Source organism: Phytobacter palmae (genome assembly GCF_039409775.1).
GTDB lineage: Bacteria > Pseudomonadota > Gammaproteobacteria > Enterobacterales > Enterobacteriaceae > Phytobacter > Phytobacter palmae.
On record NZ_JBCIVJ010000002.1, the window covers coordinates 425,575 to 441,236 of the forward strand.

Sequence of the window (15,662 nt, forward strand, 5' to 3'; positions counted from 1 at the left end):
TGTGCGGTAATACGTGGCGTTCATCAAAATGGTTAACGGCAGAGGCGACAAAAACTCCAACAGAACGACGGGAAAAATTGTTTCAGGTCATGCAAAACTACAATTTTTAGGTGGGAAAAGAGCACCGGATGGCACATAACCATCCGGTTTGCGCCTTACTTACCGGCGTTATTCAGTGTTGCGATATCCTCGCTCGACAGAATCAGCGATACCGCCGTCACGAAGCTCTCCACATGGGCAATTTTGGTGGCGCTGGCGATAGGCGCTGTCACACCGGGCTGGGCGATAAGCCAGGCAAGGGCTACCTCAGCGGGTTTCACGTTATGTTTCTCCGCCACCTTATCCACGGCATCCAGAATGGCAAAGCCACGTGCATTCAAATATTTGCTGATTCCCTGCCCGCGCTGGCTCTGGCTGAGATCGCTTTCGCTGCGGTATTTGCCCGACAGGAAACCCGATGCCAGGCTGTAATAGGTCACCACACCGATATTTTCCCGAATCGTTAAGTCCTGTAGTTTTCCTTCAAAACTGTCACGGTCATACAGGTTATATTCCGGTTGCAGCACCTGGTAGCGGGGCAAATCGTTGTCATCCGCCACCTTCAGGGAAGCCTGTAACTGTTCTGCATTGAGGTTTGACGCACCGACAGAACGGATCTTGCCGGCTTTAAGCAGCTTCTGGTATGCCCCCAGGGTTTCGTCATACGGCGTTTCGCTGTCCGGCCAGTGGGAGAAATACAGGTCGATATAGTCGGTTTGCAGGCGACGTAATGAGTCGTTGACTGCCTGTTCAATCCAGCGCGCGGAAAGGCCTTTTTTGCCAGGTTCCCCCAGATCAGCGCCGACTTTCGTAAAAAGGGTGACTTTTTCACGCACCCCAGGATGTGCGGCAAACCACTTGCCAATAATGGTTTCCGATTCACCGCCTTTGTTGCCTGGTGCCCACGCAGAATAAACGTCTGCGGTGTCGATAGCGGTAAAGCCCCGTTCCAGCAACGCGTCCAGTAAACTGAAACTCTGCTTCTCATCCACGGTCCAGCCAAATACGTTACCGCCAAAAACCAGCCGGGGGATTTGTAAACCCGTGGTACCTAATGAACGTAAAGCCATTCGCAAATACCTTTTCGATGACAGACTGAAACCGGCACTCCTTGCGTCGCCAGCCCGGACAACATGGGGCGCTGATTTGCGCCTTTAGCCGCATTCATCACTGAACGCGATCCCTGATTTTTTGTATGGCTTCAACAATAGTCGCCTATCGTCACATCAGGGGTTAGCAAAACGTGGCTTTTTGAACGCTGAATTTTGTCTGATGATAGACATCCAGGAACAATGTACAGTGCCGCTTATATATCAGACATGATAATCAGGACTGTGGGTGAAACGCCGGGTGGGTATGCAATAACGCAGTGATCGCGCGAAGAGGCTCGCGTAACGCGCTGTGCAACTGGCGTATCGCCGGGGAGAATTGCTTGCGGTGTGGGCAAATCAGGTTGAGGGGTGCCGCTTCGCCAGGGTGCTGCGGTAAGAGTACTTCCAGCCTGCCCGCCTGAACGTCTGCGCTGATATCAATCCACGATTTATAGACGATACCCATCCCTTCCAGCGCCCAGCGTCGGGCAACATCCGCGTCGTCGCACAGCATTCGGCTTTTAACGATCAACTGGCGACGCATGCCATCTTCCGGGAAGCTCCATTTGTCATAGACGTGGCTGTTCATGGTAAACAGCAGGCAGTGGTGATTAACGATATCGTCCAGAATTTGCGGCCTGCCATGTTGTTGCAGATAAGCCGGGGAGGCGGCCAGGACGCGGCGGTTATCTTCTGCCAGCGGCAATGCGACATAGCTACTGTTATCCAGCACGCCATAGCGAATCGCAATGTCCACCGGGTCACGGAAGACATCGCTGATTTCATCGGAGAGTGACAGGCGCAGCGAGATTTTAGGGTACTGCTGGCAAAACCGGGTGATAAGCGGCAACAGCACGTTGCGGCCAAGATCAGACGGCACGGCCACACGCAGTTCACCCTGAATGTCGTTGTCACTGCTGTGCAGGCTTTCCGCACCCGCTTGCACTACGGCCAGCATCTCCTGAGCGAAGGGCAGATATTTTTCTCCCTCTGTGGTCAAACGCAGACTGCGTGTCGATCGCACAAACAGGCGCTTATCAAGGTCGCGCTCCAGGCGATGTACGGCGGCGCTGACCTGCCCCGGCAATAGCCCGGCCTCCCGCGCCGCACTGGAGAAACTGCCCAGCGCAGCCGAGCGAACAAATAAGGTGACATCTTCAAGGCGAATCATGATTACTCCAGCCAGGCCTACGGTCTGCCCTCTTTTTGCCAGAAAAACCCACAGGCGCAAAGCACCAGGACATTATTTTCACTTTCGGAGGGAAAGTGCTGCACAGCGGAGGTGATTTATCTCGTCAGCATTTGTGTTTATTCTCGACTTACCAGACGGGGCGACAAGTCCCGAATTTATTTCATTTTCCTGCCCGGAGAGAGACGATGACTTTAGATGATGCTGTGCTTGCCCGCCATACCGTTAAAGCCTTTGAAGGTGGTAAAACGCTGCCGCAGGAGCAGATTGAGACGCTGCTGAATGTACTACAAAACAGCCCCTCTTCGGTGAACTCCCAGCCGTGGCATTTTGTGGTGGCATCGACTGCCGAAGGCCGCGCAGCGATTGCAAAATCCACCACCGGCGCTTTCATTTATAACGAACCTAAAGTGCTGAATGCTTCGCACGTTATTGCGCTTTGCATGCGTACAGATCTGGATGATCAGCACCTGCAAAAAGTGCTGGCGCAGGAGAGCGCAGATGGCCGTTTCGTCGCCGAAGGCGCGCAGGCAGGCCAGGATAAGGGCCGTCGCTCTTATGTCGATATGCACCGCTATGAATCCCGTGATATTCCGCAGTGGATGGAGAAACAGGTGTATCTGGCGCTGGGCGGCCTGCTGCTGGGCGCGGCGATGTTAGGTATCGATGCAACACCGATGGAAGGTTTTGATCAACGTGCGCTGGACCTCTCTCTGGGCCTGCGTGAAAAAGGGTTCACCAGCGTTGTACTGGTGTCGCTCGGTTACCGCAGCGAAGGTGATTTCAACGCCGCTCTGCCGAAATCCCGTCTGCCGCGTGAAGAGATCTTTACCTTTATTTGATGGTGAGTGCTGTACGCGTGCGGGTGAGACCTTCTCCCCTCACCCTTTTCCTGCCGTAATGCACGCGCTGCTCCCGTAGCCCGAATAAGGCATTACGCCGCATTCGGGTATTCCCCTCTTCTCTAAAGGAGAGGGATTGTCCTGTTTTTATGAGCTGCTTTTTCACCCCTCTTTCACCCTTCATTTGAGAGTGTCAAACTGGGCGATTTATAACCGTCAACAGTTTGCTGAGTTGTGCTTCGTGCAAACGACTGGCAAGGCAGGTAAAAATGAAAAAAGCACATAATGAAGTCAGTAAATTTCTGAGCTACGTTCTGCGCCACCAACCTCAAGCCATTGGACTGGAACTGGATAGTGAAGGGTGGGCGAACATTGATGCACTGATCGCAGGCGCAGCCGGTCATGGGCAATCACTGGACAAACAACTCATCGAAGCCGTCGTGCAGGGCAGTGATAAAAAACGCTTCGCCCTCTCCGAAGACGGGCTGCGTATTCGTGCCGTTCAGGGACACTCGACGACGCAGGTCGATATTGCCTTTACAGAAAAAAAGCCACCGGACATTTTATATCACGGCACCGCCAGCCGTTTTCTTTCCGCCATTCTTGCAGAAGGATTAACCGCACAGTCGCGACAGTATGTTCATCTCTCTTCCGATCGGGAGGTGGCCATTCAGGTCGGGCAGCGTTACGGCACTCCGGTGGTGCTGGAAATTAACGCTTTAGCCATGTTCGAGCAGGGTTATCCATTCTATCAGGCGGAGAATGGCGTCTGGTTGACCCGGCAGGTCGCGGAAGAATTTATCGGCCAGTGATCCCGGCGTAAAAAAGCCTCCGGGCGGAGGCTCTCTTTAAACGTTAGCGTTTGATCATTTCAGGAATAATTAAATCCCCGCGCACCACGCAAGAGCCCAGTACGCTCTGGGTTTTTTCGTTAAGCCACGCGACAATCCGCGCTGCCATCGCGTCCATGGAGTACTCAATCGCCGGGATTTTTGGCACACCCGGGAGGTGCAACGAGCCCGCCAGGCTAAAGACCATGATGTCGCCCGGTACGGATTTATTGAACGCCTGCAACTGCGGGATCACACGCTGTGCTTCCTGCTCATCGGCAACCAGAAGGGCATTGAAATTCAGGGTAGTGGCATTGTTGAGCAATACCTGCAACGCCACGGATGACGAGGTGTCATCCATAAAAACCAGGTTACGATTAAACGGCAGGAAATTGTTTTCCAGCGCATGTTTATAGCCGAGTAATACCTGATCGGTTGAACCGCGGGCATCCGGATGGATCAGCGCAATCTGGCGTCTTCCCTGGCTTATCAGGAAATTACAGGCCGTTTCCGCGGCGAACGCATGATCAAACTGGATGCTGTTTGGCGTATCCGACTCCGCGCAATCCACCAGAATGACATTCTCGTCGTTGATATTCAGCGGGAAGCGGGCACCAATAATTAATACATCATCGCACAAGCCGCAGGTGAGCTCTTCCAGCGCGCTCATTACCCCCGCTTTGGTATTCGCAAAGCGCAGCAGCAGATGTTTCTGGCTCTGGCTGAGGTGTTTTTCCAGCGCATAAAGATACGCGGTGGTCTGGTTGATATTGTCCTGGGCGCAGATCACGCCGATGCAGCCTGTCGACTGGCTGAGTAAGGACTGTGCGATAACATTGGGCCGATAATTCAGCTCATCGACCGCTTTCAGTACTGCGAGGCGACTTGCTTCCTTAACGCCGCGCGAACCACTCAACACCCGTGAGACTGTGGCTTTGGACACCCCAGCTAAACGTGATACATCGTTGATTGTAGACATCTTTTTCCCCTGACAGACGACTAAGTTGCGCCTGAAAATACCAAGTCCAGCAATGGTTCATAATATAACCACTTGCAGTATATCCTTTTCTTTTTTTCATGGAAACCGATTTTCCATTTGGACTCACTTGCTATCAGAATCCATCCAAATTCCGTGACCTGAATCCAGAAAAAAGCGCTTACCCCGTCGAGACTTTGATACTCATCACACTTCTTTTGCGATGAGATGGAAACCGGTTTCCTTATGATATCCAATCGTCCTCGCAATAACTTTTTACATTCGAGGATGGTCAAGATGTTCAGGATTATGTTGTGTTGCTCCGCCGGTATGTCCACCAGCCTGTTAGTCAGGAAAATGGTTGAAGAGGCGCAGCAACGGAATTTGCCGGTCGAAATCGATGCGTACGGTGTGGCTGAATTTGATGTGCAGTTCCCACGATACCAGGTCGTGCTTCTCGGACCGCAAGTGAAATATATGTTAAATACGCTGTCAGAAAAGGCCGCCGCCGTCGGCATCCCCGTACAGCCCATCAATCCGATGGACTACGGGATGCAGCGTGGCGATAAAGTACTGGACTATGCATTGTCGCTGATTGAAGCGGCGCACTAAAAGGTGAACCCATGAGTTCGTTATATCAGTCTATGATTGGCGTCATTGAGCAGTCCATTACCCCGCTGGCGGGCAAACTCGGACAGCAGAAATATGTTATCGCGATCCGCGATGGCTTTACCGCCGCGCTGCCGTTCATGATCATCGGCTCGTTTATGCTGGTGTTTATTTTCCCGCCGTTCTCACCAGAAACGACCAACGGCTTTGCCCGCGCCTGGCTGGATTTTTCTACCGAATACCGCGCGCAGCTGATGTTGCCTTTCAACCTGAGCATGGGGGTCATGACCTTCTTCATCTCTGTCGGTATCGGCGCGAGCCTGGGTCGCCAGTTCAATCTTGACCCGGTGATGACCGGCCTGCTGGCGTTTATGGCATTCCTGCTGGTCGCTGCCCCCTATCATGAAGGACAGATTTCCACTCAGTACCTCTCCGGCCAGGGGATCTTCACCGCGCTGCTGACATCAATATACTCCGCGCGCGTTTATGCCTGGCTTAAGCAGCACAACATCACCATTCGCCTGCCGAAAGAGGTGCCGACCGGTGTTGCCCGTTCGTTTGAAATCCTGATCCCGGTACTGGTAATTATCGGTACGCTGCACCCGCTGAACCTTTTTATTGAAGCGCAAACCGGCATGATCCTGCCTCAGGCGATTATGCACCTGCTGGAACCGCTGGTCTCCGCATCGGACTCCCTGCCTGCAATTCTGCTTTCTGTACTCCTGTGCCAGATCTTCTGGTTTGCCGGTATCCACGGTTCGCTTATCGTCACCGGCATCATGAACCCGTTCTGGATGGCGAACCTCTCCGCCAACCAGGCTGCTCTGGCTGCCGGCGCTGCATTACCGCACGTTTATCTGCAAGGTTTCTGGGACCACTACCTGCTGATCGGCGGCGTGGGTTCAACCTTACCGCTGGCCTTTTTGCTGCTGCGTAGCCGCGTTACGCACCTGAGGACTATCGGCAAAATGGGTGTCGTGCCAAGTTTCTTCAATATCAATGAACCGATTCTGTTCGGTGCACCGATCATCATGAACCCGATGCTGTTTATCCCGTTCGTCTGTGTCCCTCTGGTAAACGCTATTCTGGCGTATACAGCAACCCGTATGGGCTTACTGGCACAAGTTGTCTCTCTGACACCGTGGACTACACCGGCTCCGATTGGCGCATCCTGGGCAGCAAACTGGGCATTAAGTCCGGTGGTGATGTGCCTGATTTGTATGGTGATGTCCGCACTGATGTATCTGCCGTTCCTGCGTGCTTACGAACGTTCATTGATGAAAACCGAAGAGCAAAAAGCGCAGAACAGCGCACCGATGGCGGAAACCGTCGGCAGTAACTGAACAAGGAGAGAAAAATGAAATATGCATTTCCCGAAAACTTCTGGTGGGGTAGCGCCAGTTCCGCGCAACAAACCGAAGGGGAAAGCTTAAAGGGCGGAAAGAGCGCCACAACATGGGATGCCTGGTACGCCAGCCAACCCTGGCGCTTTCACCAGCAGGTAGGCCCTCAGGATACGTCCACCTTTTACCAGCACTGGCGCGAAGACATTGCCCTGTTAAAAGAGCTGAACCACAACAGTTTTCGCACCTCAATAAGCTGGAGCCGTTTGATTCCTGATGGCACCGGCGAGGTGAACAGAGAGGCCGTTGCGTTTTACAGCAACATGCTCAACGAGCTGGCAGAACAGGGCATTGAACCGTTTATCACCCTGTTTCACTTCGACATGCCGATGGTCATGCAGGAGAAAGGCGGCTGGGAAAATCGCGAAGTCGTAGAGGCATTCACCCGCTACGCGCAAATCTGCTTCGACCTGTTTGGTCATCAGGTGAAGCACTGGTTTACGTTCAACGAACCGATTGTGCCGGTAGAAGGGGGATATCTGTATGACTTCCATTACCCGAATGTGGTGGATTTCAGACGGGCAGCCACAGTGGCATACAACACGGTACTGGCCCATGCCAGCGCAGTGCGGGCGTTTCGCGCCGGGCATCACCCCGGTGAGATCGGCATAGTGCTCAACCTGACACCGTCGTATCCACGTTCGCAACATCCGGCGGATCTGAAAGCCGCGCACCATGCAGACCTGCTGTTTAACCGCAGCTTCCTCGATCCGGTACTGTTGGGCGAGTATCCGGCGGACCTGGTGGCCTTGCTGAAAGAGTATGATCAGCTTCCCGCCTGTCATCTGGGCGATAAGGAGCTGATTGCCGCCGGGAAAATAGACCTACTGGGCATTAACTATTATCAGCCGCGGCGGGTGAAATGCCGGGACAGCGCCGTTAATCCTGAGTCGCCGTTTATGCCGGAATGGCTGTTTGATTACTACGAGATGCCGGGGCGAAAAATGAACCCCTGGCGCGGCTGGGAAATTTATGAGCCGGGTATTTACGATATTTTGGTTAATCTTCGTGATAATTATGGCAACCCACGCTGCTTTATTTCTGAAAATGGTATGGGTGTCGAAAATGAACAGCGCTTTATTGAAAACGGGCAAATAAACGATCAGTACCGTATTGCCTTTATTACCGATCACCTTAAATGGCTACATAAAGGAATTAGCGAAGGCTGTAATTGCCTTGGTTATCATATGTGGACCTTTATTGATAATTGGTCATGGTGTAACGCCTATAAAAACCGCTACGGTTTTGTTCAGTTAGATTTAGAAACCCAGAAACGCACCGTTAAGAAAAGCGGAGAATGGTTTGCCGCCACCGCGAAGAATAATGGTTTTGATGAAGAGTAAATAAATATGGTCGCATTAGAAGAAGCGGTAATGGAGATTATCGTTAACGCGGGTCAGTCGCGCAGCCTGTGCTTTGAAGCACTGCGTGCCGCCAGAGTGGGCAATTTTGAGGAAGCCCAAAAACTGCTGCGTGAAGCCGATGGTTATTCGCGCCAGGCCCATCAAATGCAAACTAAATTAATTGAACAGGATGCTGGCGAAGCCCGGCAACCCATGACATTAATTATGGTGCATGCCCAGGATCATTTAATGACGTCGTTACTGGCGCGTGAATTATCAGAGGAGATTATTCAGCTTTATCAGCGTTAAAAGCTCATTGATTACGGAAATATTACTCTGTACCTGAATTATAAAATATAACTCAGCTTGTTTTGATACTGGCATGTTGTTCTGTCAAATCAGGACGGGATGGTTATTGTTTAAAAACAACCAACTAAGCCCTAAATATTTCGAGCTTCCGGAAGGCGACAAGTGAATGAATCCCGATGAGCTTATTTATATAAGTGATTCGGGTAAACGAGTGCAGCCAACGAACAGGCGGCCTGAAGTATAAAGGGTATAAATTGAGATAATTATGAAATTAAACAATAAACTTCCAGTGGCACTGGCGGTTGCGGCTGCTCTTTGCTCTGGTTCGGTGATAGCTCAAGAATTTACCCAAGAACAAATCGATGCCATCGTGGCAAAAGCGGTGGATAAAGCATTAGCTGAGCGGCAGGCAAAAATGGATGCCGCCATTGATAAAAAAGCGGATGTCATTACCGAGCCGCAAAGTACCGCGCAAACGCCTGATTTAGCCATTCCTTATGGCGTGAAATTTAGCGGTTATGCCCGTTATGGCGCCCATTACCAGAGTGGCGATCAGAAATACGTGGGCGTAGACGGTTCGTATAACGGCTCGTCTGCGATTGGCCGTCTGGGTAACGAAGGCAACGGTGGCGAGTTCCAGCTTTCCAAAGCGTTTAAGAGCTCCCACGGGGCCATCTGGGACGTCAACGTGATGTTCGATCACTGGGGCGACGAAGTTAACCTGAAAAAAGCCTATGCGGGTGTGACCAACCTGCTGGAATCCAACCCGAACGCCTATTTCTGGGCGGGTCGTGACTTCCACCAGCGTCCGCAACAGGGTATCAACGACTACTTCTGGATGAACCACGATGGCCAGGGCGCCGGGGTGAAAAACTTCGACATCGGTGGCGTACAGTTTGACGTGGCCACTGTGGCTGCCGTGCAGTCCTGTAACCCGGAAGTGGAAGACAACGGTGATAACCCGTCGCGCATTACCTGTACCGGTGGTTCAGGCACCGGCGACAAAGGCAACTATGCGGTCACCTCAAAAATCCACGGCATGAAAGTCGGCCCGCTGGATCTGGAAGTTTATGCAAACTACGGTTTTGACTCGAAGGCCGTTGAAAGCGACGCCCGTCTGAAAGCCTGGCAGGGTGGTGTGGTGTTAAGCCATACCAACGACAGTGGCGTGAACAAGGTTATCGCCCGTTACTCAGACAACGCAGATAACAGCGTTTATAACAAAACGGATGATCTGAAAACTATCTATGCCAGCTTTGAAGGGCTGCACAAGTTTAGTCGCCAGATGCAGGTGGAATATCTGCTCGCCTTCCACGATTACGACAACAGCGCAGACAAGTCTGACAATCGTAAGAACTACAACGCCATTGTGCGTCCGATGTACTGGTGGAACGATGTTCATTCAACCTGGCTGGAACTGGGCTGGCAGAAAGTGGCCTATGACAAAGGTGGTGATAACAACGGCTGGAAAGCGACCCTGTCGCAGAACATCTCCATTGATATGGGGCCTGAGTTCCGTCCGATGCTGCGCTTCTACGTAACCGGTGGCGAAGTTGACAACAAGCGTACCGCACGTGTTAACGGTACGGATGACACCACGCTGGACTCCTTCAACGTCGGTGCGATGTGGGAAGCCTGGTTCTGATGTAAATCCGCGGGCGGCAGGGATGCTGCCTCCGGTTATCTATCACGCCTGTGCTATGATGCAAAACTCATCAATAAGAAAGCAGCATGTCAGGTCTGAATAGAAAATGGGTTCCACAAAAAAAGGGATGTTTTATGTACTGATTGCCGCCATTTTATGGGGCAGTTCCGGGGTTTGCGCTCAGTACATCATGGAGAAAAGTCACATCGCAGCCCCCTGGTTGACGATGGTTCGCCTGCTGTCCGGTGGCGCTGTGTTATTAATTCTGTCGTTTTTCCATGGCGATAAAATTTTCGCGATCGTCAAAAACCGCCAGGACACGCTGAGTCTGCTGTTCTTTTCGCTGTTTGGCGCGCTTATCGTTCAACTCACCTTCCTGGTGACCATCGAGAAATCGAATGCCGCCACTGCAACCGTACTGCAATTTCTCTCGCCAACGATCATCGTGACGTGGTTTGCCCTGGCGCGAAAAGCAAAACCGACGCTCGCTGTCACGGCGGCGATTGCAACCTCTCTGATTGGCACCCTGTTGCTGGTGACCCACGGAAATATGACATCTCTGTCGATTTCCACCGAAGCTCTGGTATGGGGCATCGCATCGGCGTTTTCCGCCGCGCTCTACTCCACTTATCCGTCAAAGCTTATCGCCCGCTACGGCACACTGCCGATTGTTGGCTGGAGTATGTTTCTCGCCGGATTAATGCTGACGCCGTTCTATGGCAATAAAGGGGGAGATTTCGTTATCGACGGCAATCTGGTGATGGCGTTTATGTATCTGGTGATGGTGGGCACCGCACTGACCTTTAGCCTGTATCTGAAAGGGGCGCAGATGATTGGCGGCTCGCGCGCCAGTATTCTGAGCTGTGCAGAACCGCTAAGCAGCGCCCTGCTCTCGGTTGTTCTGTTGGGTATCGCCTTTACGCTGCCGGACTGGCTGGGCACGCTGATGATAGTGTCATCGGTACTGCTGATATCGCTGGACTCGCGCAAACGCGTACAGGCTGCGGCCTGATATTCCCGCGGTGGCGCTGCGCTTACCGGGGCTACAAGTGGTAGCCCCGATTAGGGTGAGAGGAAAGTCACTTCACCTTCACTTTTCCTGCCACCAACAGCGCGGTAAGCAGCATCAGCGCGCCTGACAACATCAATGGTGAAAGCAGGCCCAGGTTATCCAGCGCATAGCCGCCAACCGCCGCCCCGCAGGTATTTGCCAGTTGGATAACCGCCACCTGAATCGACCCCGCCTTTTCCGCCTGATCGGCCAGCGAGCGGGTGATCCACGTCGACCAGCCCACCGGCACCAGGGCGAACGATAATCCCCAGACGATGGCAATCCCCGCAGCAACCACTTTGTTGCTGCCCCACAAAATCAGTACCAGCGCGCTCAGCGCCAGGATAAGCGGCGCACAGGCCAGCGCCAGTTTGACTGAGCGTTTTAAGATATGTGACGAAAGCGAAGTGCCAACAAAGCTGGCAATACCAAAACTCAACAACACCAGCGTCAGGCCATCAACATCAAAGCCAGCGAGGGTCATAAAGATCGGACGAATGTAGGTGAAAAAGGAGAACTGACCGGCAAAGGCCATAAAAATCGCGAGCATCCCGGCCAGCACGCCCGGACGCTTCAACAGACCAAACATATTCTGATGATGTTCCGTCTGCCCCGGCATCGACGGCAGCGCCATCCACACCCAGCCAATACAGACGAACCCCATCAGCGCTGCGCCGTTAAAGACATGCCGCCAGCCAATGATCCCTCCGAGAAAACTGCCCAACGGTGCAGCAATCACCAGCGCAATTGAGACCGCACCGAAGATAACCGACAGTGCCTTTGGAATGGTGCGGGCCGGTACCAGTCGCATAGTCAGGGAGGCAGACATCGCCCAAAAACCCCCTAACGCTAACCCCAGACAGGCACGCCCGAGCAACAGCAGGGTGAAATTATTGGCAAACGAAACCAGCAGACACGAAAGCGTCAGCAACACGGAAAAGGCAATAACCACCAGACGGCGATCCGTTTTGCCGATGATGTGAGTAATAAACAGGCTGGCGAACATGGCGACAAATGCCGTTACCGTCACCGATTGACCGGCAACGCCTTCCGACACGCCCAAATCCTGCGCCATTGGCGTCAACAGACTCACCGGCAGAAACTCCACGGTGATCAGGCACGCCACACAGAACGCGACGGCAAATACCGCCGACCAGTTGGGGCGATTCACGCCACCCGTTGAAGGCTGCGTCCGCTGCACTTCCATCATTTTTACACCCGGCTTCATGTTTTATTGTGAAAGCCGTGTAGTGTAACAAACAACAGTGTGATTCATTTAACATTTACGCAACTATTTACACCGTCGGATATTGAGGATCAGTGTAACCAGTGCACCCCTTCCTCAGGGACAAATAAGGTGTTGTAGCGCATCTGGAAGGCATTAAGCTCAGCAACGTCTGGCTCCAGTTCGCGTAAAAAGCCCAGCGCGAGACGGACTTGCGCATCGGTGATGGGAGCGGCCAGCCGGGCCTTTTGCAGAATGCGATGCCAGGATTGCAGATGCTGTTCACTGCCATCGACAATAAAAACCTGCCAGATAAAGAGCATCTGGGCGGCATTTTGCAGGTGTGCTTCATCCGGGCGGGCCAGATACTGGATAAACTCCGCCCCTGCGCTTTTCCCCATCTGGTCAATCATGGTTTCAACCGGCACCGGCGTTATTGCCAGCCGCTCACTCAAACGGCGTATCGCGCGACGTGAGTCAGACGTTAAGACCCTGAAACCAATAATAAAGACCACAACCAGCGTCGCCAGTGTTAACCAAATCATGAAAGCTCCCGCCACATCTCAGGAGGCACATCATAAAGTCAAAATGCACAAAATGGACAGTCGAAGAGTGAGCTTACTGATTTTCCGTGGCACAGAGGATCACGCAGATGGCTGATTTTATTGATGTGAACGGATGGAAAGCCCGGCGAACCGGGCTCGGATAAGGCGATCAGACAATGCCTGTGGTCACACTAAACTGACGGGTTTGCTTCGGCGCAAGGCTTAACAAGCTACCGCTACGCTTCGCAGCCAGAAATCCCTCGGGGCGAGAGGTTGCCGGAAGGGCAAACGCCGCGACCTGCTGATCGCCGTTGTAGAGTATCCAGCGCGTTACATAATTAAACTGCTCACTGGAAAAGCGCGTCACAAAAGTGGTGCCGTCCGGTGCATGCATACAAAACTCAGGCTTATCAGTGTGCCGATCAAGTCTGTCGGCAAAGAAGACGATTTCCGGATCGTAGAATTCCGGCTCCGTCAGCGCATTCACCGTCGCTTCGCCCTGCTGTACGCGGCGGTTAAATGCCAGCCACTGTTCCGTCGGTTTCACATGGGCCGGAATGGATTCACGCAACGTTAACGCTTCATCCGGGATGTTCTGGCTAAATGTCGCCTGCGGCACGTAAGCGTAATTCATATGACACATGTACTGGAGCGGCATCGGCACCGATGCCAGATTAGTCACTGACATCGCGATATCAAACAGCGCACTGGCCTTGTGTAGCGTAACCGATGGTTGCGCCAGGTAGTGATCGCCAAAGCCCATCACATACTCATAGCGTCCGGCAAGACGCAGCGAGTCGCCGTCGAGTTCCAGCCACGCCTCATCCATAGCGGCGCAGGCCATTTCGCCGTGCAGCGCGTGGGTATCTTCCGCCGACGGACAGCCGTTCGCCAGCAGCCCGGAATGGAAAGCAAAACAGCCGTATGTTTCAACAATCACATTCGCCGGTTTAGGCTGGCTGAACATGTTGCGCATTGTCAGGTCGTGACCATCGAAAGTCGCATCCCAGATCATCTGTCCAAGCCAGGGCAGAACGACCAGATGTCCACGGGCATTCTCCAGCCGCACGGCCTCCACGCCGCTCGGGTAGCGAAACGCCGTGACGGTAAAATCGTTATTTTCCAGTAAGGTGCGCGGCTGTTGGCTAAACAGCTCACGCCACAGGGTCAATCGTGTTGCCATTGTCCTTCTCCTCAGGAAGCGGTCGCTTCGGTCAGTTCGCGACGTACTCGATTTTCGCGCCAGAAATAGACGCCGACGTAGACAAAGCACAGCATGGAAACCAGGAACGACAGCTGCAGCGAGTGGAACATATCCGCCACATAGCCCTGAATAGCCGGAACCACCGCCGCGCCAACTATCGCCATCACAATTACCGCGCCTGCCATTTCCGTGTGTTCGTTATCCACCGTGTCCAGTGTGCCGGCGTAGATGGTCGCCCAGCATGGTCCAAACAAAATACTGACCGCTACCGCCACGTATACCGCGCTAAAGCTGGGGGCCAGCGCCACATACGCCAGGAAGAGTGCGCCAATCACGGAGTAGAGAATCAACACTTTGGCCGGGTTAAACCGAGTCATCAAAATGTTGGCGACGAACTTACCAATAAAGAAGCAGGCGAAACTGTAAACCATAAAGTTTGACGCATCACGTTCATTGATATCGCCCAGTTCCAGCGCCAGACGAATGGTGAACGACCACACCGCCACCTGCATGCCGACATACAAGAATTGCGCGACGATACCACGGCGAAAACGGGCATTCTGTGCCAGATAACGCAGTGTCTCCATGGCGGTTGGACGTTTATGCGTCTGCGTTTGCGCTACTTTGCATTTCGGGAAGCGGGTGAACATAAACAGCGCCATGACAACCACCAGCACCATAATCATGTACTTATACGGCTCAAGGGTGTTTTCGAGCATCAGCACTTTAAAATTATGGATCTGCTCAGGCGTCATTCCCGTCATCTGCTTTTGCAGACTCTCGCCTTCGGAGAAAACCAGATACTTACCGAGCAAAATACCTGCCGCCGCACCAATAGGGTAGAAGGTCTGGCTGATGTTCAGGCGCAGAGTCGCGTGTGATTTTGGTCCCAACATTGAACTGTAAGTATTGGCTGCGGTTTCAAGAAAGCTCAGCCCAATCGCAATCGCAAAGATTGCCGCCAGGAACATGGTATAGGTCGCCATGTGCGAGGCCGGGAAGAACAGGGAACAACCGACAATATAAAGGGTCAGCCCAATTAAAATCGCAATTTTATAGCTACTCTTTTTAATTACCAGAGAAGCCGGGATCGCAATTAAGAAATAGCCGCCATAAAATGCGCTCTGCACTAATGCAGAGGCAAAGTTACTCAATGAGAATACGCTTTTAAATTGCGTAATGAGAATATCATTTAACGCAGCGGCGCATCCCCATAACGGGAATAAACAGGATAACAAAATAAACTGGAACAAAGGGGTTTTATTCAGATACCCGTCGGGCATCTGAACGATATTTTTTTCGTTCATAGTGCTACCTTTCAATATGCAGGGTTTATCACTGTTTTATTCCGGTTGGCAGGC

The 15,662-nt window shown here is 52.7% G+C and carries 15 protein-coding genes; 8 read left to right on the forward strand and 7 right to left on the reverse strand.

Going from position 1 to position 15,662, the window contains the following annotated elements:
- Positions 1 to 155 precede the first annotated feature (155 nt).
- Complete coding sequence (locus AAIG39_RS04665; RefSeq protein WP_343193289.1) at positions 156 to 1,109, reverse strand: aldo/keto reductase; 954 nt, start codon at positions 1,107 to 1,109, stop codon at positions 156 to 158.
- A 256-nt stretch (positions 1,110 to 1,365) separates the two neighbouring features.
- The gene (locus AAIG39_RS04670; protein WP_090088138.1) at positions 1,366 to 2,301 is read right to left on the reverse strand and encodes a LysR family transcriptional regulator; all 936 of its coding nucleotides are present in this window, start codon (positions 2,299 to 2,301) and stop codon (positions 1,366 to 1,368) included.
- A gap of 206 nt (positions 2,302 to 2,507) precedes the next feature.
- Between AAIG39_RS04670 and nfsB the strand changes: the two genes are divergently transcribed.
- Positions 2,508 to 3,161, forward strand: coding sequence for an oxygen-insensitive NAD(P)H nitroreductase (gene nfsB / locus AAIG39_RS04675; protein ID WP_090088136.1), 654 nt, complete (start codon positions 2,508 to 2,510; stop codon positions 3,159 to 3,161).
- Between the two features lie 269 nt (positions 3,162 to 3,430).
- A complete protein-coding gene (locus AAIG39_RS04680; RefSeq protein ID WP_343193290.1) occupies positions 3,431 to 3,973 on the forward strand; it encodes an RNA 2'-phosphotransferase in 543 nt (180 codons plus the stop codon).
- Positions 3,974 to 4,016: 43 nt separating this feature from the next.
- On the opposite strand, the gene AAIG39_RS04685 is transcribed toward AAIG39_RS04680, so the two are convergent.
- A complete protein-coding gene (locus AAIG39_RS04685) occupies positions 4,017 to 4,970 on the reverse strand; it encodes a LacI family DNA-binding transcriptional regulator (RefSeq protein ID WP_090088126.1) in 954 nt (317 codons plus the stop codon).
- A 294-nt stretch (positions 4,971 to 5,264) separates the two neighbouring features.
- Between AAIG39_RS04685 and AAIG39_RS04690 the strand changes: the two genes are divergently transcribed.
- The 6 genes from AAIG39_RS04690 to AAIG39_RS04715 all read left to right on the forward strand — a co-directional run bounded on the left by AAIG39_RS04690 (position 5,265) and on the right by AAIG39_RS04715 (position 11,288).
- Positions 5,265 to 5,579, forward strand: a complete 315-nt coding sequence (locus tag AAIG39_RS04690; protein WP_090088122.1) for a PTS sugar transporter subunit IIB — start codon at positions 5,265 to 5,267, stop codon at positions 5,577 to 5,579.
- Positions 5,580 to 5,590: 11 nt separating this feature from the next.
- Positions 5,591 to 6,919: a PTS sugar transporter subunit IIC gene (locus AAIG39_RS04695; RefSeq protein ID WP_090088120.1), complete on the forward strand. Its 1,329-nt coding sequence runs from the start codon at positions 5,591 to 5,593 to the stop codon at positions 6,917 to 6,919.
- Positions 6,920 to 6,933: 14 nt separating this feature from the next.
- Entirely contained in the window at positions 6,934 to 8,322 is a 1,389-nt protein-coding gene (locus AAIG39_RS04700) for a glycoside hydrolase family 1 protein (protein WP_090088118.1), read from the forward strand.
- Between the two features lie 6 nt (positions 8,323 to 8,328).
- Entirely contained in the window at positions 8,329 to 8,631 is a 303-nt protein-coding gene (locus AAIG39_RS04705) for a PTS lactose/cellobiose transporter subunit IIA (protein WP_090088116.1), read from the forward strand.
- A 265-nt stretch (positions 8,632 to 8,896) separates the two neighbouring features.
- Positions 8,897 to 10,276 (forward strand): carbohydrate porin, encoded by a 1,380-nt coding sequence (locus AAIG39_RS04710; protein WP_039080059.1) that lies wholly within the window; start codon positions 8,897 to 8,899, stop codon positions 10,274 to 10,276.
- A gap of 106 nt (positions 10,277 to 10,382) precedes the next feature.
- A complete protein-coding gene (locus tag AAIG39_RS04715) occupies positions 10,383 to 11,288 on the forward strand; it encodes an EamA family transporter (protein ID WP_343193291.1) in 906 nt (301 codons plus the stop codon).
- A 67-nt stretch (positions 11,289 to 11,355) separates the two neighbouring features.
- Here the strand turns inward: AAIG39_RS04715 and nepI are convergent, their stop codons facing one another.
- From nepI to fucP, 4 genes are all read right to left on the reverse strand, one after another.
- Positions 11,356 to 12,537 (reverse strand): purine ribonucleoside efflux pump NepI, encoded by a 1,182-nt coding sequence (gene nepI / locus AAIG39_RS04720; protein ID WP_249572119.1) that lies wholly within the window; start codon positions 12,535 to 12,537, stop codon positions 11,356 to 11,358.
- Between the two features lie 107 nt (positions 12,538 to 12,644).
- Positions 12,645 to 13,097 (reverse strand): DUF1198 domain-containing protein, encoded by a 453-nt coding sequence (locus AAIG39_RS04725; RefSeq protein WP_343193292.1) that lies wholly within the window; start codon positions 13,095 to 13,097, stop codon positions 12,645 to 12,647.
- Between the two features lie 169 nt (positions 13,098 to 13,266).
- On the reverse strand, positions 13,267 to 14,280 hold the full coding sequence (locus AAIG39_RS04730) for an aldose 1-epimerase family protein (protein ID WP_090088111.1): 1,014 nt from the start codon (positions 14,278 to 14,280) through the stop codon (positions 13,267 to 13,269).
- 11 nt (positions 14,281 to 14,291) lie between these two features.
- Positions 14,292 to 15,608, reverse strand: a complete 1,317-nt coding sequence (fucP, locus tag AAIG39_RS04735; protein WP_090088109.1) for an L-fucose:H+ symporter permease — start codon at positions 15,606 to 15,608, stop codon at positions 14,292 to 14,294.
- Positions 15,609 to 15,662 lie beyond the last annotated feature (54 nt).